Annotated in this window: 14 protein-coding genes; 7 read left to right on the top strand and 7 right to left on the bottom strand. The window is 30.1% G+C overall.

The window, feature by feature from the left end:
* Nucleotides 1–298: 298 nt before the first annotated feature.
* The 3 genes from KDK92_RS08700 to KDK92_RS08690 form a co-directional block, all read right to left on the bottom strand.
* Nucleotides 299–1996: a DUF5667 domain-containing protein gene (locus KDK92_RS08700; protein WP_250858843.1), complete on the bottom strand. Its 1698-nt coding sequence runs from the start codon at nucleotides 1994–1996 to the stop codon at nucleotides 299–301.
* A gap of 219 nt (nucleotides 1997–2215) precedes the next feature.
* Nucleotides 2216–8479, bottom strand: coding sequence for an immunoglobulin-like domain-containing protein (locus KDK92_RS08695; protein WP_250858842.1), 6264 nt, complete (start codon nucleotides 8477–8479; stop codon nucleotides 2216–2218).
* A 45-nt stretch (nucleotides 8480–8524) separates the two neighbouring features.
* Nucleotides 8525–11065, bottom strand: coding sequence for an Ig-like domain-containing protein (locus KDK92_RS08690; RefSeq protein ID WP_250858841.1), 2541 nt, complete (start codon nucleotides 11063–11065; stop codon nucleotides 8525–8527).
* 295 nt (nucleotides 11066–11360) lie between these two features.
* Between KDK92_RS08690 and KDK92_RS08685 the strand changes: the two genes are divergently transcribed.
* The 5 genes from KDK92_RS08685 to KDK92_RS08665 all read left to right on the top strand — a co-directional run bounded on the left by KDK92_RS08685 (nucleotide 11361) and on the right by KDK92_RS08665 (nucleotide 16840).
* Nucleotides 11361–12104, top strand: a complete 744-nt coding sequence (locus KDK92_RS08685; protein ID WP_250858840.1) for a sigma-70 family RNA polymerase sigma factor — start codon at nucleotides 11361–11363, stop codon at nucleotides 12102–12104.
* Nucleotides 12097–13506, top strand: a complete 1410-nt coding sequence (locus tag KDK92_RS08680) for an anti-sigma-I factor RsgI family protein (RefSeq protein ID WP_250858839.1) — start codon at nucleotides 12097–12099, stop codon at nucleotides 13504–13506. The genes KDK92_RS08685 and KDK92_RS08680 overlap by 8 nt, the downstream gene beginning before the upstream one ends.
* A 179-nt stretch (nucleotides 13507–13685) precedes the next feature.
* Entirely contained in the window at nucleotides 13686–14174 is a 489-nt protein-coding gene (locus tag KDK92_RS08675) for a DUF4358 domain-containing protein (RefSeq protein ID WP_250858838.1), read from the top strand.
* A 96-nt stretch (nucleotides 14175–14270) separates the two neighbouring features.
* Nucleotides 14271–15686: an MBOAT family O-acyltransferase gene (locus KDK92_RS08670; protein ID WP_250858837.1), complete on the top strand. Its 1416-nt coding sequence runs from the start codon at nucleotides 14271–14273 to the stop codon at nucleotides 15684–15686.
* Nucleotides 15687–15703: 17 nt separating this feature from the next.
* Nucleotides 15704–16840, top strand: coding sequence for a DHHW family protein (locus tag KDK92_RS08665; RefSeq protein ID WP_250858836.1), 1137 nt, complete (start codon nucleotides 15704–15706; stop codon nucleotides 16838–16840).
* Between the two features lie 156 nt (nucleotides 16841–16996).
* Here the strand turns inward: KDK92_RS08665 and KDK92_RS08660 are convergent, their stop codons facing one another.
* From KDK92_RS08660 to KDK92_RS08645, 4 genes are all read right to left on the bottom strand, one after another.
* Nucleotides 16997–18130, bottom strand: coding sequence for a tetratricopeptide repeat protein (locus KDK92_RS08660; RefSeq protein WP_250858835.1), 1134 nt, complete (start codon nucleotides 18128–18130; stop codon nucleotides 16997–16999).
* 180 nt (nucleotides 18131–18310) lie between these two features.
* Nucleotides 18311–19438, bottom strand: coding sequence for a GNAT family N-acetyltransferase (locus KDK92_RS08655; RefSeq protein ID WP_250858834.1), 1128 nt, complete (start codon nucleotides 19436–19438; stop codon nucleotides 18311–18313).
* A gap of 132 nt (nucleotides 19439–19570) precedes the next feature.
* Entirely contained in the window at nucleotides 19571–19837 is a 267-nt protein-coding gene (locus tag KDK92_RS08650; protein WP_250858833.1) for a hypothetical protein, read from the bottom strand.
* 224 nt (nucleotides 19838–20061) lie between these two features.
* Nucleotides 20062–20487 (bottom strand): PPC domain-containing DNA-binding protein, encoded by a 426-nt coding sequence (locus KDK92_RS08645; RefSeq protein ID WP_250858832.1) that lies wholly within the window; start codon nucleotides 20485–20487, stop codon nucleotides 20062–20064.
* A 242-nt stretch (nucleotides 20488–20729) separates the two neighbouring features.
* Between KDK92_RS08645 and KDK92_RS08640 the strand changes: the two genes are divergently transcribed.
* Nucleotides 20730–21221 (top strand): NADH-quinone oxidoreductase subunit NuoE family protein, encoded by a 492-nt coding sequence (locus KDK92_RS08640; protein WP_250858831.1) that lies wholly within the window; start codon nucleotides 20730–20732, stop codon nucleotides 21219–21221.
* A gap of 13 nt (nucleotides 21222–21234) precedes the next feature.
* A complete protein-coding gene (gene nuoF, locus KDK92_RS08635) occupies nucleotides 21235–23124 on the top strand; it encodes an NADH-quinone oxidoreductase subunit NuoF (protein WP_276575930.1) in 1890 nt (629 codons plus the stop codon).
* Nucleotides 23125–23127: the final 3 nt, after the last annotated feature.

The raw sequence follows: 23127 nt of genomic DNA, 5'->3' as shown, positions 1-23127 counted from the left end.
GGTAATCAATAGTAGGAGGGATCCCAATGAAATATATTTATTGCAGCAAGTGCGGTCGCTATGTTCCTCCAAAATATGACAATTGTCCCCATTGTGGGAGCATAGTGTGTGAGAAAAGATATTCTAGTAAACTTAAAATATTAATAAAAAAAATATTGCGAAGAGAACACTAAGAATAAAAAGCACAAAGTTCTTACTTAAATAAGAACTTTGTGCCTTTTTATACTATATTTCACATATTATCTCTATTGACAATCACTATATGATAGTTTGTCCACTTCACCTGTGCTTCCATTCACTATCTCTTTTTAGATTTCCCTTTGTTATCTTTTTCTTTCTTCTTCATTTCTTCTCTTTTTTTGTCATACTCTTTTCTTTTTTTCTCATATTCTTTTTTTCTATCTTCTTGTTTCTCTTTCATTTTTTTCGTATATTCTTCTTTTCTTTTTTCTTCTTTCTTCAATCTTTCTTCATACTCTTTTTTGATTTCTTCTTCATTCTCTTTTATTTCTTTCATATATTCTTCTTTTCTTTGTTTAACTTTATGTGTATATTCTTTCATTTTTTCTTCTAAGTCTTTTTTCTCTTCATAAAGCTTTTTCATTTCTTCTTTAATCTTAATTTCTTCTTCTTCAGTTAAATCTTCATCTTCAAGCTGTTCTTTTAGCTCTTCTTTATCTTCTTCAATTTCGTCAACAGCCTCTTTATATTCTTCCTTTACTTCTTCATACTCTTCTTTTAATTCTTCTTGTACCTCTTCTAATTTTTCTTTAACTTCTTCATCTTTTATAAATGATTTTTTACCTCTATATTTTTTATTTATGTCCTTTTTATATTGGAAAGCTTCATTCATTTCTTCTTTAACGTTTTTATATTCTTCTTTTATGTTTTTATATTCTTCATTAAGATTAGTGATTTTCTCTTCAATTAATGCCTTTTCTTCTTCAGTTAAATTATTTTTCTTAAGCTGGTGCTTAAGGTTTTTCTCAATCTTTTTAATTTCATTTTCAGACTTTTTAAGTTGCTGTCTTGTTGAATTTAATTCATGTCTCTTTTCAACCATTTCCTTAACAGATTCAAGTTTCTCTCTTTGCATTTGGAAAACAGCTTCTAATTTTTCATTACCTTCTGCATTCTCAATTCTTTCTAAAATTTTTGAAAGAATCTTATTGTAAATGTCTAACTTTTCATTTTCTTCTTCGATTTCTTCTTCATCTATTTCTTCGTCAACTTCGTCTTCTTCAGTTGTTTCCTCTTCAGTTGCATCTTCTTCTGTTGATTCTTCTTCAGTTGTTTCTTCTTCAGTAGCTTCTTCCTCAGTTGCTTCTTCTTCAGTTGCTTCTTCTTCAGTTGTTTCTTCCTCAGTTGCTTCTTCTTCAGTTGCTTCTTCTTCAGTTGCTTCTTCTTCAGTTGTTTCTTCTTCAGTTACCTCTTCTTCTGTTGCTTCTTCTGTTGCTTCTTCTTCTGTTGCTTCTTCTTCTGTTGCTTCTTCTGTTGCTTGTCCTTCTGTTGCTTCCTCTACAGTTTCATCTATCATTTCAATCTTTTCTTCAATGTCTTGAACTAATTTATTTATAAGCTCTTGTGTATCTTCTTCACCTTCTAGAGCCTCAATTTCTGCTAATCTCTCTTGGATTATGCTACTTATAACTTCTAATTTTGATTCATCATCAAAAGCTAATTGCAATTTAATATCTTCCACTAATTTATCAAATACATAAAGAATATTATCTGGTAAAATTCCACTTTCTACTTCTTCATTTTCTACTTCAGTCGCTTCTTCTGTTACTTCTTCCCCTATATTTTCTTCTGTTTCAGCACTTTCTGCGTCCTGGCTATTTGTTTCTTCAACAGTTTCCTCGTCAGTTGCAGTAGTCTCTTCTGCTGTTATATTTTGCTCTATCTGAGTTGTTCCATCATTATCAGCCCTAGCAATTGTATACCCCTGACTAAACAATACTGATATAGCTAATAAAATAGCTGCTGCTTTTTTCATAATTAACTCCTCCTTAAGTTCCTTTGATAATCAAATTATCCTTATACTTATATTTACGAGTAAAATATGAAAATTTGAGGGGGTAAAATAAAAAAAATTTAATGACATGTAAAACATTCGCTAAAAGGAACTGAGAGTTGAGAATTATAAACTGAGAATATAAGAAAAAAGATGGTGTTCACACACCATCCTTTTTTCATTTACAAGTAATACATACTATTAATAGTTTATTACAAAGTCAATAGTAACTGCTTCTGATAATGGGTTCATAGTATCCCATCCATCCCATACATAAACCTGAGCTTTACAGTTTCCTAAAGTTTCATTGTCTAATGTAAATCCTATTGCATATTCATTCATAATTTGTTTTTTCAATTCAGTGTCTTTTATAAATCCTATTCCTATTACTTTATTCTTGCTGTCAGTTAGTTTTACAATAACTGTTCCATTTGCAGAATCTTCTGTACTATTTTTTATATTTGCTTTAACTACTACAGTTGCGCCTTGTTTAATTTCTGTTAATACATTACCATTTATATCCATAATTATAACATCTTTTATTTCTATATCTTTTTCAGGGATAGTTGTATCTGAATCAAAAGCTATCTGAGCTAGTACAGGATCATGGTCACTTGCTCTTCCCTGTTCTTCTGTAAATTCAGCATTAATGTGCACTACATCTATTTCTGTAGTATCCTTTAAATTATTAGTTACAAGTATATTATCTAGTACTTGAGAATTGCCTGAATAAACGTAAGTAAATCTTTCATTTTTAGGCAGTGAATCTATCATATTGTGCATTACTCCACCTTTAAGAATATTTACAGTCTCAGAGAACTCGAAATCATTTAAATCACCTAAAACAACAACATTTGCATCTGAATTCTTTGCTAAAACTGAATCCACAAAATCATTTACTATTTGTGCTTGTGCATGTCTCTGTACCTCTGAACCTCTAACTGGAGGTTGTACATCTCCAAATAATCCATTATCTCCTCTCTTAGAACAGAAATGATTTGCAATAACAATTACTTCATTACCCTTAAAATCAAACTCTGCAGCAAGCGCTTTTCTGCTACTTTCAAAAGCTGCGTCATTAGGCACTATTTTTCCTGGATTATGTGTTAAATTACCCTGATTAGTAACGCCTACTGCTGTAGTAGCGTCTCCACTTGTTCCTTCTTTTAAAGAAACTCTTTCAGTTCTATATATATATCCAACTCTAATATTTCCACCTGGTATTCCACCATCTTGATCATCTACAGGTGCTATATCTGTATAAGCATATAGTGGTCCACCCTTACTTGATATTGCATCTATAAGTGTTTGGTAGCTTTTAGATGCATCTGTGATACTATCATCTTTGTCTCCATTATTATCTTGAACTTCTATCAACCCAATTATATCTGGATTATTTAAATTATTAACTATTGAGTTTGCTATTTTATTTACCTTTACAGTGTCAGTTAATGCTGAGAAATTTTCAATATTGTATGAAGCAACCGTTAATTTATCTTCATCAAATTCAATTGAAGTTGTTTCTCTTTGTAATCCTGCACTTGTAACACTTGGCAATACCTGTGTATTGTATACCTTATACATCCCAAAACCATAACTCATTACACCAACAACAGAATCATTGAATTTATCTCCAACATTAACCGATGGCTCATTTTCAATAATTACATCATCAATCATAATTGTATTTGGATTAGTCTTTTCAGCAGTTATCATTATACCACCATGAATTGTTCTTTCATTAACTGCATCTTTACCATTTTCCGGCATTACCACTATTTGTCCATATTTATCAGTTGAGGCTACAACAACTGCATTATCTATTTGTATAAGCATTCCTTCTAAACTTTCATAGAAATCAATAGCATCCTCTTGTGGCTGGAATTTACTAAAACTATCATTTTCAATTATTTCTTTAGGTGGCATAATTCCATTATCACCTATAATAATTGGTTCTGGTAAAGCATTACCAGTTGATTCAATTTCTACACTAGCATTCTTTATATATGTTATTGAAAGTTGATTATCGAATGGATAAAGTTTTTCTTCATATACCTTACCATTTACAGTTACCAAGTCACCAGCTTTAATTCCAATGCTTGTAATTCCAGAATAATCTACATAAATACCTTCTGATGTATTGTCATTATCATCTGCAATAACTTCTTGAATATAGAAACCTTTATCATATTGTCCGTTTACCACGCTTGTTACAATACCTTTTATCTTAACTTTGTCTCCTACTAATGGAGATATATGTGCTTTTCCCTGTATTTCGCTAATCTTTGTTATTTCACCAGGTTGGGGATGACCTCCGTCTCCATCTCCTACTTTAATTACATCACTTTCATTTCTTATTTTTAATTGATAAGTTCCCTTGAACTGGTCAACTACTGCAATAACATCTACTATATTACCTTCTACTATACTACTATTTATTCTTGGTTTAAAAGCCGTAATTGTTCTTCCTTGAGAATCTTCAAATACTGTATTTCCACTTGTATTAAGAGTTGTCATTGTTAAATTCTCAAGTTTCACAAGCATGCTTTCTTTTGATTCTACTATTTGATCAATTGTTACTACTTCTGGTGTAACAGTGTTTCCTGAATTTATTATCTTTACATCCTCTATACCTGATGGTACTATTTCTAATACATCAAAATGTGCTGTTACTGTTCCTGTAACCTGAACCTTATCTCCTTCTTCTACATTTAATCCACCATTTTCATCGTAAATGAATATTCCTGCTGTCTCGTCTTGGAAGTATACTTTTTTACCATCTGTATAACAGTAAGTTGCGATACCTTCTACAGTTACGATTTCACCAACTTTTTCTCTTGCTGCTACTATAGTATTATTTTGTGGTGTAGCCCCTTCTTCTAAAACTGTAACAGTAAAGTCTTTAGTATCATTTGCATTTCCTTTAGTTATTGTTGCTTTTAATGTTACCCTTATATTTCCTTCACCATTTATTGGTCTAGTTACTGTTCCATCATTTGCTATAACTGCTTTATTGCTTGAATCCCAGCTTATTATTGTGTCATATGAGCCTATTGTTGATAAATTTAGATTTGAAGTTACTTCAGTTGTATTTCCTAATGTTAATGCATTTTTAGCAGCTATTACTGCTTCTTCATCTGTAATGTTAGATGGTTCTCCCCATATTTCATCTGCCCATTCTGGATGATCTATGAAAGGATTTCTATTATGCTGATATTTTTCATATATAATATTATTTCTTGTCATTTCAAATTCACTTATAGGGTCCTGCTTATTCCACTCTAACAGTACTGAAAGTTTACCATGCTCAGGATTTGGATAAGTATTTACTCTGTCTGCAAGTTCTAAATCTTTTTCCCCATGTTCACCTTCATATCTAACAGCCATGTAGAAGATTATTCTGGCTACGTCACCCTTAACTTCATCTCTTGGTTCCCAAGAATCACTATCGTAATTACACTCTGTTGCTTCTGAATGAGGTTTTCCACCATTATCAAAATCAAGATGTCCTCTTGAACTATTTACACTAACATCTGTTGGTCTTAATTGATGTATGTCAGTTCCTGGCCCCTTTGATGTACCAAAATCGCCATGCGACTTAGCCCATACATGCTCACGATTCCAACCAGCTCCATCAGCATATTTTGCCGGTCCATTAACAGAACGACCAGTATATAATAATATTACATTTCCAGGCTTATTTGGATCTTCATCTGTTTCTACTAAAGCATCATATGCTTGAGCATAAGATAAGGTTGTATTATTATTATCTATAATATCATTTAGAGCTGCTTTTAGCGCTTCTCCAGTTTTTCCATATGCATCAGTATAATATGTTTCATATGGATCAGCACCTTCTTCTAAAACAGTAATAATAAACTCCTTAGTGTCATTTGCATTGCCTTTAGTAATTGTTGCTGTTAATGTCACTTCTATATTTCCATTTTCTGGTCTAGTTACTATTCCATCATTTGTTACAACTGCTGTATTACTTGACTCCCAACTTATTATTGTTTCATTTAATCCTGTTGTTGGAAGATTTAAATCTGTAATTACAGAAGTTGTATTTCCTAATGTTAGCGCTGCTTTAGCGCCCGCTACTGCTTCTTCATCAGTCATAATTACTGTAGTTGCAGTTACATCACTTTCACTTCTTATTTTTAATTGATAGTTTCCTTTGAACTGATCAACTATTGCAATAACATCGACTATATTACCTTCTACTATACTACTGTTTATCCTTGCTTTAAAAGCCGTAATTGTTCTTCCCTGAGAATCTACAAATACTGTATCAGCACTTGTATCAATAGTTGTTATTGTTAAATTCTCAAGTTTCACAAGCATACTTTCTTTTGATTCTACTATTCCATCAATTGTTACTACTTCTGGTGTAACGCTGTTTTCTGAACTTATTATCTTTACGTCCTCTGTACTTGAAGGAACTATTTCTAATACATCAAAATGTGAAGTTACTGTTCCTGTAACCTGAACCTTATCGCCTTCTGTTACAGTTAATCCACCTGCACTATCATAAATGAATATTCCTGCTGTTTCATCTTGGAAGTATACCTTTTTACCATCTGTATAACAGTAAGTTGCGATACCTTCTACAGTTACGATTTCACCATTTTTTTCTCTTGCTGCTGCTATAGTATTATTTTGTGGTGTAGCACCTTCTTCTAAAACTGTAACAGTAAAGTCTTTGGTATCACTTTCACTTCCTTTAGTAATTGTTGCTGTTAATGTTAAAGTTGCATCACCTTCACCATTGGCTGGTCTAGTTACTGCTCCATCATTTGCTACAAAAGCTGTATTACTTGACTCCCAACTTATTGTTGTTTCATTTAATCCTGTTGTTGGAAGATTTAAATCTGTAGTTACAGAAGTTGTGTTTCCTAAAGTAAGTGCTGCTTTAGCACCAACTACTGCTTCTTCATCTGATAAAGAACCTGAACCATCATCAATAAATTCTATAGATGATACACTTACGATACCTTCCTCTCCACAATAACTATCTCTTATCCCTGTTACTCTTACTTTTTCACCTTGTGCATCTGGATTCTTCTGAGGGTTGAACTGTTCCCTATCTCCAGAATTTAGTTTAACAGCTATATATGTTTCTACTTGTGCATCATTTATATCCGCTACTTTTATACCATATTGCGTGTTAAAGCCATCTACCAAATAACCTTGTATTGTTACTTCTGTACCCTGTGCTTCACTAAGTGCTTGTTCAACAGTTAAATAATCTGCTGCTTGAGCTGCATTTACTGTTACATTAAATGTTGTGTTTACTGTTCCACCTTTATTATCATTAGCAGTCACTGTTATATTAGTGGTTCCCTCTGATACTGGTGTAACTATAACATCTGTTCCATTTACTACTACTGTTGTTACCTCTTCATTATCTGAAACTGCACTTATTGTAAGTGTATCTCCATCTGCATCTGAGAATGTTCCACTTACATCTATTGTTATTTCCTCATCACCTTCTGTAGCTATTTGGTCTGTTATTGTTTGTGCTACTGTTGGTGATTGATTTTTTATTACTTCTGGATTTACTGTTACATTAAATGCTGTACTTACTGTTCCACCTTTATTATCATCTGCAGTTACTGTTATTACAGCTGAACCTTCTGATACTGGTGTAACAACAACCTCTGTACCATTTACTGATACTGTCACTATCTCTTCTTTATCTGACTCTACATTTAGTGTAAGTGTATCTCCATCTGCATCTATGAATGTTCCACTTACATCTATTGTTATTTCGCCCTCACCTTCTGTAGCTATTTGATCTGTTATTGTTTGTGCTACTGTAGGAGCTTGATTTGACGTAACAGGTGCAATACCAAAACCAGTTAAATCTGTACCATCTGCCACTTTCTCAAATCTTATACTTGGATCTGTCCATCCAAATGAATCAGCCCCTGTAGTAATTCCAGATTTCAATTGAATATTTGTGTTTTTTGTCTCAACACCATTTCCACTCCATGCTTTTCCTGGATCCTCTCCTGGAGTACCAAAAGTATCCACAATTTCTCCATTTAACTCTATTTGAAGTGAATCATCTCCATTAAATTGAAATGTTTTTTCTTCATATAACACAGAACTTAATCCATTTTCATCCAAATAAGTCCCCATGTCCCTAGTACCTATTACCATTACTTCACCAGAAGCTAACTTTCCTGCATTTAGAGTAAAAACACTACTTGGTGCTCCACCATTTCCGCCTTTTAATACACTGAGATTAGTTGTTGAAAAGTCAATATCTGATCCTGAAACGTTCCAAAGTTCTATTCCTTTTGGATATGTTCCTGAACTAGTCTCAATATACTGACTTATTACTAACTTACTTACTTCATCAGCTTTTACATTCTGTATACCACCTATAAAAGTAAGATTGCTAAATATCATTGCAGCTGCAACAAAACTACTTATCCGCTTTAGAAATTTGTTTTTCATGCTTATCCCAATTGCAGATTTTGCAATCAGTCCCTCCTTTTATTTTTAATTATCAATAGTAAACCCTTTAGCTTGAATTTTATTCAAATAAACTATATTGATATACGCCTTATAAACTCCTGGCTCTAGTCTTATCCTAAACTCACATACTCCATTCTGAAATTTACCCTGTTCGTTGTATTCAATGGAATTATTGCTTTCGTCAATTATTTTAATAGTTACAGTGGTTCCCTCAACAGCTGGATTCATTACAGCATATGGATATATCATTCTAATTACTGTATCATCTTGATCTTTATAGATTTCAATATTTCCATATTCCCCTATTACAGTAAATGTTGATTGAATTATCTCTCCACTATTAACAACATTTATATATACATCATATCGCCCAGCTTCTAGCCTTACACGAAATTTACACTCTCCATTTTCAATTTTAAGTTGCTCATTGTACTTTATACTATTGTTACTTTTATCAATTATTTTAATAGTTACATCGTTACCCTCAGCAGTAGCATTTTTCACTTTAACTGTTGTATAACCTAAAAACTGATCAATAGATACAGATGTTTTGTTTTCAAATACAGTCATATTGAAATTTGTACTTACTGTTCCACCTTTCTTATCATCTGCAGTTACTTTTATTACAGCTGTTCCCTCAGATACAGGTGTAACTACAAGCTCTGTTCCATTTACTACTACTGTTGCTACCTCTTCATTATCTGACACTGCACTTATTGTAAGTGTATCTCCATCTGCATCTATAAATGTTTTGCTTACATCTATAGTTATTTCATCTTCACCTTCTCTAGCTATTTGGTCTGTTATTGTTTGTGCTACTGTTGGCACGTGATTTATTATTTCTTTTGGATTTACTGTTACATTGAATGTTGTACTTTTACTTTTATATCCATTTCTTCTTCCAGTTACAGTTATTAAAGCTTGTCCTTGGTTCTTCCCAATCAAATGAATGGTATGACCATCTATAACAGTCTCTACTATATCGTTATTACTTGAAGAAACCTCTATTCTTACATTTGAATCAACAGATAAATCAATTGCTTTTTCTTGGTCAACATTGATACTCACATCATTAATATTACTTAGTCTTACTGTTGGTTTGTTGTGTTCAAAATCACTTCCATTATTTCTTTCATTTTCATATTCATGACTATCATGCGGTTTATCTCTTGATGATTTATCATCTTTCCCTTTAATCTTAGTAACTCTCCCTTTGCTTTTACCTTCAAACTCAGCATTATCCCTGATATCTTCCAACAATTCAATCACAGCATCTTCTAGAATTATTAATATTACTTTTGAATTAGCAATTAACTTCTTTACCTTACCACTAGTAATTCTCATATTTGACTGTCTATTAACTTCTACAGATTCAAAGTTACCCTCTAGATTAATTCTAGGATTGAAATTCACTGGTTCTATTTTAACTTTTTTAATCTTTGCATTATGTGCTGCCTTTAAATTAATATTACCCCGTAATACTATAGAACCCCTGAAACTTCCTCTTAACTCCACTATTTTTTCATCAATATAAAAATTTTCTATGTCCACTGTTCCAAACTCGCCGTTTATTACATCTAGGATTACATTTGATGAAATAAATGTTTTAAGAATTTTAGTATTAGATTCTAATACTACCCTCACTAATTTACTTTTATTTTTACTCATAATATTTAATTTCTTAATTTCTGAGTCTATTAAATGTATACTATTTTCTCCACCAGATAATACAACTATTTCATCAGCTTTTACATTAGCTATTTCTACATTACCCTCGTCTCCTGGATCAACAAATATTTTACCTTTAATAGTACAATTCTTAATCTTTAGATTACTTCCACTTAAATAAATATCTCCATTAACCACTTTTGAACTAAAAATCTTTTCTGTAGCAATAATATCCACATTGTTAAGTGTTGATTCTTGCAGCTTACTAAAGTCATTCAATAGTAACGTATTTTTCTTATAGGCTGAACCAATACTATTATGATATGAGTCACTTATTTTCTCTGAAACATAGATGTTATGCTTTTTATCTAACTCTAATGGACTTTCCAAAACTATAACTACGGTTTTCTTATCATCCAATAATTCAATCCTATCATTGTCTCCAAGAATTTTGCTATCCACAACATACATGCTCTTATCCAATGCTGACGCTTGATCCACTTCCTTGTTAAATATAATTTTCACTTGACTATCAGATAGAAATGATGCAGAAATAACTTCTAACTTAAACTCTTCTCCATCATAATGATAATACTCTGTAATTTTCCCCTCCCCATTTTTATAGGTTACAAATGGAATATTTGTATTATCAACAATGTTACCACTTGAATTTTGATACCAATTGCCATCAGACCCTTTAAGATAGATTTGATAATCGTCAATTAACATTAATTGTTCAATAATTTCTGGATAATGCTCTTTTGAGTTGGCATATTTAAAATTATATGCTTTATCCCCCAGTACTACTGTTTTATTAGGAATATCTGCATAAACTGATGGCATAAATATCAGCATACCAAAACACCAGAATAGAAACATTAATTTAAAGCTCCTCATAACTGTTACCTCCTTTCTCATATTTAGGAAATTCAACACAAATGAAAGCAATTCTAAATCAGCTTCATTTATGTTAAATTATATCATTTTTGTTATTATTTAACAACGTTTTCCAACACTATTATCTATATATGACTTACAAACATTTTCAACATTAATTTAAACCACGACCAAAAATTCTTGATATAATTATTAAGTGGGAATATATTTACCTTAAATTGGAATGCAAAAAAAACAAAAATTCCCCCTTAAACTTTAAGATTATATCGTATACTTAAATATAGAGGTGATATTAATGTCTTTTCTCTACTCATTGATCAGTGGGGTAATACTAGAACCATTTAAAAGATTAAAATTTAATAAAGATAAATTAAAAAAAGAAAATAGAGAAAAATTTATTGAGGAAAATAAATCTTTCATATATAAATCTGCTTCTTCTATATGTAATAGAAAGTTAAGCTGGGAAAATGACGATGAACTAAGTATCGCTATGATTGCTTTTAATAAGTCATGTGACGTATATGAAGATACAAGAGGAAATTTTTATTCTTTCTCAAGAATGGTAATAAGGAATTCTATTTATGATTTTTTTAGAAAAAGGAAAAATACGCCTTACCTTGCCTTTCAAAAAGAAGATGAAGATTTTGATTATATTGATGTAGTTCAATCATTAAATGAACATGAAAAAAAGTTGGAAAATAAGAATAGAGCAGATGAAATATCTGTTTTAAAAGAGGAACTTTCAAAATATGATATTTCCTTTGAAATACTTATATCTTCATCTCCAAAACATAAAGACACTAGAAATCATCTTTTAAATCTAGCTTTCAACTGTGCTAAAGATGATACTATTGTTGACCATATAAAAAACAAAAGAAGACTTCCTGCAAAAAAGATTATAGAAATCTTTAATGAAAAAAGAAAGTTCATCGAGAGATGGCGTAATTATCTATTAACATTGATAATTGTATTATCTAATGATGAATATTTACATGTTAGAACATATTTGAATATAAAAGCAGGTGATAATAATGATTAGAACTGGTATGGTTTTAGAAATTAATAATAACAAAGCTGCAATTCTTACAAATGATGGTCAGTTTTTTAAGGTATGGTCTAAGAAAAAAGCCCCTTCTATAGGTGAGATTTATTCAGGTCAAGTTATACAACAAAATACACACTTAAGATTTGCTTCATTAGCTGCATCACTGCTCCTTCTTGTATTTCTAGGAGCATTTACAGGATTTTATTTTACACCTATAACTACAGTTGAGGTTAACATCAATCCTTCAATTGAACTTAAAGGAAATGTATTTAATAGAATTATCAAAGTTACTCCTTTAAATCAAGATGGTGAACAAATTTTACAGAGTACAAATTTAAAGAACAAAACAATTGATGATGGTCTTTCAATGATTATTGAAGAAAGTAAAGAGCAAAATTTCATTAATGAAAAATATATTTCTTCTGGTAAAATTATTAATGTTACATTTACAGGAAAAAAAGATTCTGAAGTAAAGCTTGATAACTTCTATGAAAAAGTAGAAAAAGAAGGTTTACATGTTAATATTAAAGGTTCTGAAGATAAATCAAATGAAGAACATATTAAAATCAAGATTAAAAAAGATTCTCATAATGAAATTGAAATTAAACCTAAAAAAGAAAAAGATAAACCATCTAAAGATGATAAAAAAGATGATTTTAAAAAAGATACTGAAAATAAAATAAAAAATCCTAAACAAAATAAAAAGGATAAAGAAAAAAATCTAGATAAATCAAATAATGATAAAAAGAATAATTCATCATATAAAAATAAACCAGATGACAAAAATACTTTTAAAGGTATTGATAATAAACAAGACCATGAATCGTCAAAAAATAACAATAAAAATACTGATAAAAAACTCAACTCGAAAAATGAGAATAATTCAATTAAAACCAAGGATAAAACCCAAGAAAATAAAGGGAATACTTCCTCTCAAAAGAATTCAAGTGGAAGTATTCCCGATAAAGGGGCAAAAAAGAAAACTTACATAACTAAAGATAAAAAAGATAATTCAAATACTGATAATAGTAAAAAAGAACATAACAATAAAGATACTAACATAAAGAATAACTCAGAAGAGAAACATAATTCTAATAAAAAAGAAGATAAAAGAGATACTTACATAACTAAAGATAAGAATAATGATTCAGTTAAACATAATGACTCAAATGAAAATAATAAATCAACTGAAGATAATGATTCATCTATTGAAAACAAAAAAGACAACATTAATCATAATAATGATAAAGATTCTAAAAATAATAAAAAAGATGATGAACTACAAAAAGATAAAAAATATAAAAAAGACAATCATGAAAAGGGCAAAGAGGATTCGGTAAATAAAAAGCCATCCTCAAATCCAAAGAGAGATAAATCTGATAAACATAAAAAATGAATAAATTTCTAAATTCACCATTAAAAAATGGCTATAAGTATCACCTAAAAAACTTATAGCCATTTTTTTAATTTTATATATAACTTTTATATTTTCATGTCGTATATAGCTATGTAAATATAACAAACGAATATTTACTATAAAAAATAAAGATAATATAACTACGGAGGAATAATAATATGAAAAAGATTTTAAGTATTTTAATGATAGCATTTGTTATGATTTCATTTGCTGCTTGTGGTCAAAAAGAGACTGTTAAGGATATTTCAATAAAAGAGATGGTTGATAAAATTGCAGAGTTACCTACTGCTCAACGACTTATGAAAACTGATCTTTCAACACCAAGCGATGAAAATCAATATTTAATTGACTCAATGGAACTTAATACTGAGGACCTTGAAGAAGGTTACGCTATATACTCTATGATAAATGTAAAATCAGATATGATTGTTGTTTTTAAAGCAAAAGATGAAAGTTCAGTAGAAAATTTAAAGAAAGTTTTAGATAAGACTGCTGAAAATCAAGAAGGGATTTGGTCTCAATACCTTCCTGATCAATACGAGAAAGTACAAAATAGAATTGTTAAAGAAAAAGGTAAATACTTAATCTACATCGTTACTGATGAGCCTCAAGAGGTTGAAAAGATCTTCGATGAAATGTTACAATAATTCTCAGTCAGTTGAAACTCTATAATCAAGAAATATTAAAGCTTGCTGAATAATCAGCAGGCTTTTACTATGACTTAGGCACATGAAGGAGGCAATATGGTATTCAGTAGTTTAACCTTTTTATTTGTTTTTTTACCTGTTACTTTATTCTTATATTTTTTATTCCCAAGAAAATTCAAAAATTTAATTCTTCTTTTAATGAGTTTAATTTTCTATGCCTGGGGAGAACCTGTTTATATTCTACTTATGATTTTTTCTTCAGTAGTTGACTATACTCACGGAATGTTGATTCATAAATACTGGGACAATAAAAAACTTAAAAAAACTTTTTTATTATCCTCAATTATTATTAATATAGGTCTACTATCATTTTTTAAATACTCTGATTTTATAATTTTTAATATAAATAATATTTTTGATACAAGTTTCAAGCTTCTTAACCTCCCCTTACCTATAGGTATATCATTTTATACATTTCAAACTATGTCGTATACCATAGATGTTTATAGAGGTGAAGCCCCTGTTCAGAAAAATTTCATATCATTAGCTGCATACGTTACTCTTTTCCCGCAGCTTATTGCAGGACCAATTGTTAGATATCAAACAATTGCTGATCAGCTAAATGATAGAAAGGAAACCCTTGATCAAATTGGTACTGGAATAAGACGATTTATTATTGGACTTGGAAAAAAAGTTTTACTTGCTAATAACATTGGTTATCTTTGGAGTGAAATAAGCACTTCAACTTTAACAGATATCCCCGTTATCACAGCATGGCTTGGAATAATAGCCTTTGGGCTTCAAATATATTTTGACTTCAGTGGATATTCAGATATGGCAATTGGACTTGGAAAAATATTCGGTTTTGATTTTTGTGAAAACTTCAATTACCCCTATATATCTAAGAGTATTTCTGAGTTCTGGAGAAGATGGCATATGTCATTAGGAACATGGTTTAAGGATTATGTTTATATTCCACTAGGTGGAAATAGATCAGGAACTTTTAAAACAATAAGAAATCTTATTATTGTTTGGTTCTTAACTGGACTTTGGCATGGAGCTAGCTGGAACTTTGTTTTATGGGGAATTTACTTTGGATTCTTTATAGCACTAGAAAGATTCTTATTAAAAGATATTCTTCAGACAATCTCACCCCTATTAAGTCATATTTATGTATTATTAATTCTTGTTATAGGATGGGTATTATTCTATTTTGAAGACATGTCTCAAGTTGTAATATACATTAAATCTATGTTTGCTTTAAACAATAATTCATTTATGGATAATGAAAGTGTATACTACTTCTTTAATAATATAATTATTTTAATTATAAGCATATTAGCTGCAACACCTATTTTTAAAAAGCTTCATGATTATTTAATGAAAAGGTCAAAACTTAACACTTTGTATGAAAATGTTGTAGTTAACTTTAATTGTTTTCTTGTAATGTTTTTATCAACTGCTTATCTAGTTGATGCGAGCTACAATCCTTTTCTATACTTTAGATTCTAAAAAGGGATGGTGATAATTTGAGTAGAACATCAAATAGATTTATTACTTTTATGTGTTCAATTTTTATGATTATTGGACTTTTATTTCACATTATTATTCCAGATAGAAAATTTTCTGAACTAGAAAACAGAAATTTAAGTGCGTTTCCTAAATTCAGCTTAAAGACTCTTTTTTCAGGAAAGTTCACTGAAAAATTCGATGAATACATACAAGACCAATTTCCTTTTAGGGACTTTTGGGTTGGAATAAAATCTGATACAGAAAGAGCCTCACTTAAAATTGATAATAATAATGTGTATTTTGGAAAAGATGATTTTCTTCTAGAAAAGTTTAAGAAACCTGGAGAGAATCTTGATAAAAATATTGATAGTATTAATACATTTAAAAATTACATTGGTGACATACCTATAAACTTTCTTTTAGTTCCAAACTCAGTGAAAATCTACGAAGATAAGCTACCTAAATATGCTATTAATTATGATCAAAAGATACTAATGGAATATGTTAATTCAATGATTAAAAATGAAATTAATTTTATAAATCCTATGGACTATCTTCTAGAAAATAAAGATCAATATCTTTATTTTAAAACTGATCACCACTGGACTATGCTCGGCGCATATTATGGATACAAATCTTTTATGGAAAGTAAAGGTTTGGAACCTATAAACCTAGAAGATTTTGAAATAAAAACATTAACAGATAACTTTTATGGAACATTATTTTCTAAAGCTAACAATACCCATATAGCACCTGATGAAATTATAACTTTTTACCATAATGCATTTGAAGATATTGAAATCACCTTTAATAATAAAACAGAAACCTATGATAATTTTTACTTTAATGAAAATCTAGATAAAAAAGATAAATATACAGTTTTTTTAAATGGAAATAATCCTCTACTTAAAATAACTACTAATAAAAAAAATAATAAAAAAATAATGTTAATAAAGGATTCATATGCTCACTGCTTTATTCCTTTTTTATCAGCCCATTACGAAGAGATACATGTGGTAGACCCTAGATATTATAAGGTTAACTTAAAGGAATATATTAATGAGAACAGCATTAACGAAGTTTTATTCCTTTATAATGTTTCAAACTTTACTGAAGATCCAGCTTTGCCGTGGATAAACATGGGGATTAAGTGATTTTGTAAATGAAACGAGCCTAATCATATTGTTCAGAGAACAATATGATTAGGCTCTGTTTTAAAATAATATCGATAATATCATGATTTAAAAGGAACTCATGGTTCCCTTAATCCGTATTTTATAATAGTTACAATACAAAATATTCTCATCAAGTTACCGCTTTTTATATTTATTAATTAACTCTTTGAATCGCTCATTACCTTTTACCTTATCAAAAATTTCATCTTCAAAATAATCATCAAAAAATATGCCTTTTACAAAGGCCATCTCTAGGTTTTTGTAAAAATCTTCATTGTTATTTTTAATTAAATCAATCTCACCTAAAATAATGTATGAGTCTCCATCATTTGAATCTAATTCAATAGCTTTATTTATATGTTCCTCTGCCAATCGGTTATCTCCAATTTTAATTAATAAATGAGCATAATTTTTATGAGCCTTGTTTAAATTAGGCTTTAGTTCAATAGCTTTAGTTAAATCTTCTTTAGCCTTATAGAAATCTTTAAGACGAATATAAGCAAATCCTCTGTTATTATAAGCTAATTCATTATTAATGTTAATTTCAATAAGTTTTGAAAAATCTTGAATAGCTTTAGAAAATTGTTTTGTATGTATATAAGCATAACCTCTGCCATTATAAGTAATACTATCATTTGGGTTAAGTTCAATAACTTTAGAAAAATCATAGATAGCCTTATTAAAATTTCCTAGTTCAAAATAAGTTGCTCCTCTACTTTTATAACTTTCAGTACTTTTAGGGTTGATTTCAATAACCTTAGAAAAATCTTTAATAGCTTTCAGGAATTCTTGTAATTGAAAATAAATCCCTCCTCTGCAATGATAACTCATCATATCACCAGGATTCAGCTTAATAGTATTCGAAAAGGCATCAATCGCTTTATCAAATTGTTCTAAATTACTATAAATGCATCCCTTCCCATAGTACCCTTTAGAATTAAGTGGATTAAGTTCTATAATTTTAGAAAAATCTTCAATAGCATTATCAAATTCTTTTAGTTCAGAGAAAGCAATACCTCTAGAATAATACGTATCTACGTCATCTGTATAAATATCAATAGCCTTTGAGAAATCCTTTACAGCATTATTATATTCTTTTAACCCAAGATAGACTAAACCTCTGTCTTTGTAACCTAAAAATTTTTCTGAATCAAACTTAATTGCAAGAGAATAAGCTTCTATAGCCTCATCATATTGTTCATTATTAAGGAATGTAGTCCCTTTATTCACTAACTTCATATAATTTTTATCTTTTCTCTTCTTATTCATTAAATCATTCATACGTATAGTACCTATTATAATAACAATTAATAGAAATACTAAAGCAATAATTACACTTAAAATATCTATTCCCCCTTAATATATTTATATCTTAAACTCTAATAATAATGTAGGTTCCGACTTTAATCAGAACCATTCATTATTTCAATTATGTTTTTTAGTGTTTAATTAAAAATCCATTTCAAAAATTCTATACGTCTTATACTTCTTAGCTCCAGCCTTCACTACATCTCTCATCATTACATCATTATATTCCCATATAGTAGAGCCTTCAGCATAATCATATCCTTTTTTCTCACATGCTCTAAAACAATTATAATATATAGCTCCTGCAACTCCTTTTTTTCTATACTCAGGAATTACAAATAAAACAAATAATCTCATTCTGTTAATTTTTTTTCTTCTCATTAAGAACTTAATAAAGCCAAAGGGAAGAACTCGTCCATCTATTTCTTTTAATGGTTGATTATAATCTGGAAGAGCAAGATTAAACCCAATTGGCTCCCCATTCTCATCTCTAGCTATATAAACAAGTTTTGGATCAACAATTTTCACTAGATGTTTTCTTATTATGTTTATTTGATTATCATCTGGTGGTATAAATTCCATCCATTCTTCTGGCATAGCTTTATCTATTATAGTTTTTATATCATCAACTTCACTGTCAACATTTTTCATATCAATAGGTTCTACAGTGAATCCATATTTTTTCATAGCATATGGAACCAACTTACCAAATCGCTCCTGTAATCCCTCTTTTACATTGTACTTATAAGCATAACAATCCCAATACTTCTTAAATCCAAAGTCCTCAAATAATTCTTTATAATATGGTTTGTTATAAGTATTCATAACTAAAGTCGGCTCCTGAAAGTTATCGATTAATACACCTCTATAATCTTCTCCATTTGGTAAAGATAATGGGCCTAATACTCTATTCATACCTCTATCTTTTAACCATTTAATACAATATGCGAATATCTCCTTGGCTACTTCTTTATTATTAAAACATTCAAACAAAGCAATATATCCTTCTTTTATCCCCTTAGCCTCATTGATGTCTTTGTTTATTCCTACAGTAGCTCTTCCTAAAAGTTCTCCATCTCCATATGCAAGTATGTGCTCAAATGTTCCACTCTCTTTGATAGTATTATTCTTTCCCCTTATTGTATTTAAAGCTTCGAAATCAAAGTTAGGTACATAAGCATCATCACCTTTATAAATTATTCTTGGTAGTTTTATAAACGCTTTTTCCTGAGCTTTGTTTTCTACTTTAACAATATTTATTCTCCCCATATCCCTTCCCCCAATTTTTGACACTTACCTTTATTATACTCTTTTTTACTAATATATTCCATATATTAGTAATTATTAAACTTCTACAACAAAAAAAAGTGCACTATTTAATCTAGTGCACTTTATAATATGCTATTTTCTATTTAATCTTGTCTTAATTTCTTTAACAGCTAAATATCCTACCCCAAGTATTGTAGCTCCTAAGAATGAAAAATATAATTTACTTGTGAATAAAAATGTATTATTCGGATAATAAATTATTGTGCCTTCATTTGCATATCCTCTAGTTGCCACCATATCTAAAATCAATGGTGCAAATGCTATTGCAACTATCATAAAAATCATTACCCCAAATGTTAGAATACTAACTTCCCTTTTTCTAGATAAACTATTTCCCATAATTCTCCCTCTCAATTTTTATATGTTTTTATATTTTATGTCGAATAATAATTCCCTTGTTATGATTTAATCTTAAATATATTAAACAGTACTTAATACCACTTTGTTATCAATGATATTATATACCTTTTTTTTCTATTTGTAAAGACTTCTTGAACATATTTAAGGATTTTTATTAAATAATTCATTATATTTATATATACGAAAAAGTTTTCAAAAAGTTACTAAATATCCATCAAATAAATATTCACCAAATCATCATACTTTCTATTTATCTTCTCCTCATCAATAATATTAATAAATATTTCTGCTGTCGCTGTTATAGTTCCCTCTTCAAGATGTCCTCCATATAATTTCATATCTTCATTTGCCATAGATATATGAATATGAATATATGGCTTATTATCCTTTAATGTTATGTTTCCATTTAAATCTATTATCTCATGCTCACCTTTGAATCTCTTTCTCTTATATCCTTTCTTATTCTTTCTGTACACAGCTAAATGAAACTCCTCACCTGCTCCTATACCACTTATTTTTGCGCAATTAACATGCGCATCACAGCAACATTTCATTATGCTCTCCATTATTTTGTCACCAGTCTCCAGTCTTAAGACAATTAACTCTTCTCTCAATCTTTTATATTTCAAAAAATCACTCCTCTATTAAAGTTAGACGCTCTACTTATCAGAAACATCAAATAATTTCTCACAAAATTTTTTAGGGGTTTCATATATATAATTCCAATATTCTAACATTTATATAATTACAATATTCAAACATTCTAAATCTGTATATTAAAATTATGATTATTTTGGATAAATTTCTATAGATAGCACAACATAAAGTTGAGGTAATTTAATTCTACATTAGAATAAGGAGGTATAAATTGGTGAGTCATAAGACATGTCGTAATGAACTAACTGAATCAAAATTTAAAGAGCTCCAAGACTTCATCAATACTCGTCCACAAAACCAAGATTCTCTAATTGAAGTTCTTCATAAAGCTCAAGAAATTTTTGGATACTTACCTGATAGAGTACAAGATTTCATAGGTGAAAAGCTTCATATTCCTACTGCAAAAGTTTTTGGGGTAGTTACTTTCTATTCTTACTTTACGACTGTTCCTAGAGGAGAATATGTAATCAGTATATGTATGGGAACTGCTTGCTTTGTAAGAGGTGCAGAGGACGTATTAAAGGAGTTTGAAAATAGGCTACAAATAAATGCTGGTCAAACAACTCCTGACGGAAAGTATACAATTGAAGTACTTAGATGTGTGGGTGCATGTGGATTAGCACCAGTTGTAACTATAAACGATAAAGTTTACGGTCACTTTACTGTAGAACAAGTAGATGAAGTTCTCGCAGAATATGGGGAATAGGAGGTATATATAATTGAATAAGATTAGTTCATACCAAGAACTTCAAAAAACATATGAAAAATACCGTGACTTATTAAAATTACGAAGAAATGAAGAAGTAGAAATTTCTGATACTTCTCAGATAACAAAAAGAGATATTTTAGTTTGTGGCGGAACAGGATGTCAATCTGCAAATAGTGAAGAAATTATTAGTAATTTAAATAAAGAAATTGAAAAAGCTGGATTAAAAGATAATGTTACAGTTTCTCTTACAGGCTGCTTTGGTTTCTGTGAAAAAGGCCCTATTGTAAAAATTGACCCTGATAATGTTTTCTATGTAAAAGTTACACCATCAGATGCTGAAACCATAGTAAAAGAACACTTATGTGAAGGAAGAGTCGTTGATTCACTTCTTTATGAAGAGCCAACATTAAAACAAAAGGTAACGCGTCAAGATGAAATGTCTTTTTATAAAAAGCAACACAGAATAGCATTAAGAAATTGTGGACTTATTAACCCTGAAATAATTGAAGAAGCCTTTGCTGAAAAAGGCTATATAGCTCTAGGTAAAGTTCTTACTGAAATGTCTCAAGATGATGTTATTCAGCTTATTACTGATTCTGGACTTAGAGGACGCGGCGGCGGTGGTTTTCCAACAGGCCGTAAATGGTATTTTACAAAGATAAATGAAGCATCTCAAAAATACATAGTATGTAATGCCGATGAAGGTGACCCTGGTGCATTTATGGATCGTTCAATATTAGAAGGAGATCCACACAGTGTAATTGAAGCTATGGCAATAGCAGGATATGCTACTGGAGCTAGTGTAGGTTATGTTTACATTAGAGCTGAATATCCATTAGCTATTAATAGATTACAAACTGCAATAAACCAAGCTCGTGAATGGGGACTATTAGGCGAGAATATTTTAGGAACTGGATTCAACTTTGATATGGATCTAAAATATGGTGCAGGTGCCTTTGTATGTGGTGAAGAAACTGCACTTATTAACTCTATAGAAGGTTTTAGAGGAGAACCAAGAAACAAACCTCCTTTCCCAGCTCAAAAGGGATTGTGGCAGGTACCTACATGTGTTAACAATGTTGAAACTCTTGCCAATATACCTGCTATTATCAATAATGGCTCTGAATGGTTTAATTCAATAGGAACTGAAACCTCTAAGGGAACTAAAGTATTTGCATTAGCAGGAAAGATTAACAATGTAGGTCTTGTTGAGGTTCCAATGGGAACAACTTTAAGAGAGATAATTTTTGAGATAGGTGGAGGCATTAAAGATAATAAGCAATTTAAAGCTGTTCAAACTGGAGGACCTTCTGGTGGATGTATTCCTGCTTCTTTATTGGATACTCCTATAGATTATGAATCATTAAATAAAATTGGTTCCATGATGGGTTCAGGTGGAATGATTGTACTAGATGAAAGTGACTGTATGGTTAACATAGCAAAGTTCTACCTAGAATTTACTCTAGATGAATCCTGCGGAAAGTGCACTCCATGTAGAATTGGAAATACAAGACTTTATGAAATCCTTGAAAAAATGACTGAAGGAAAAGCTACTGAAGAAGATCTTTGTCTTATTGAAGAACTTTGTACTACGGTTAAAGATACTTCACTTTGCGGATTAGGTCAAACCTCTCCTAACCCAATATTAAGTAATCTTAATTTCTTTAAAGAAGAATTTGAAGCTCATGTAAAAGACAAAACTTGTCCTTCAGGTACTTGTAAAGGCTTATCTAAATACTTTATTACAGATAAATGTATTGGTTGTACTAGATGTGCTAAAAAATGTCCTGTTGGTTGTATTGATGGCGAACTTAAGAAACTTCATGTTATAGATCAAGAAAGATGTATTAAATGTGATACTTGCTATCAAGTTTGTCCAGTTAACGCCATAACTAAATAATTG

It is taken from the genome of Oceanirhabdus seepicola (genome assembly GCF_023684385.1).
Taxonomy (GTDB): Bacteria; Bacillota; Clostridia; order Clostridiales; family Clostridiaceae; genus Oceanirhabdus; species Oceanirhabdus seepicola.
Note: the sequence above shows the minus strand (reverse complement) of the source record. Positions and strands in the feature narration are given on the sequence as shown.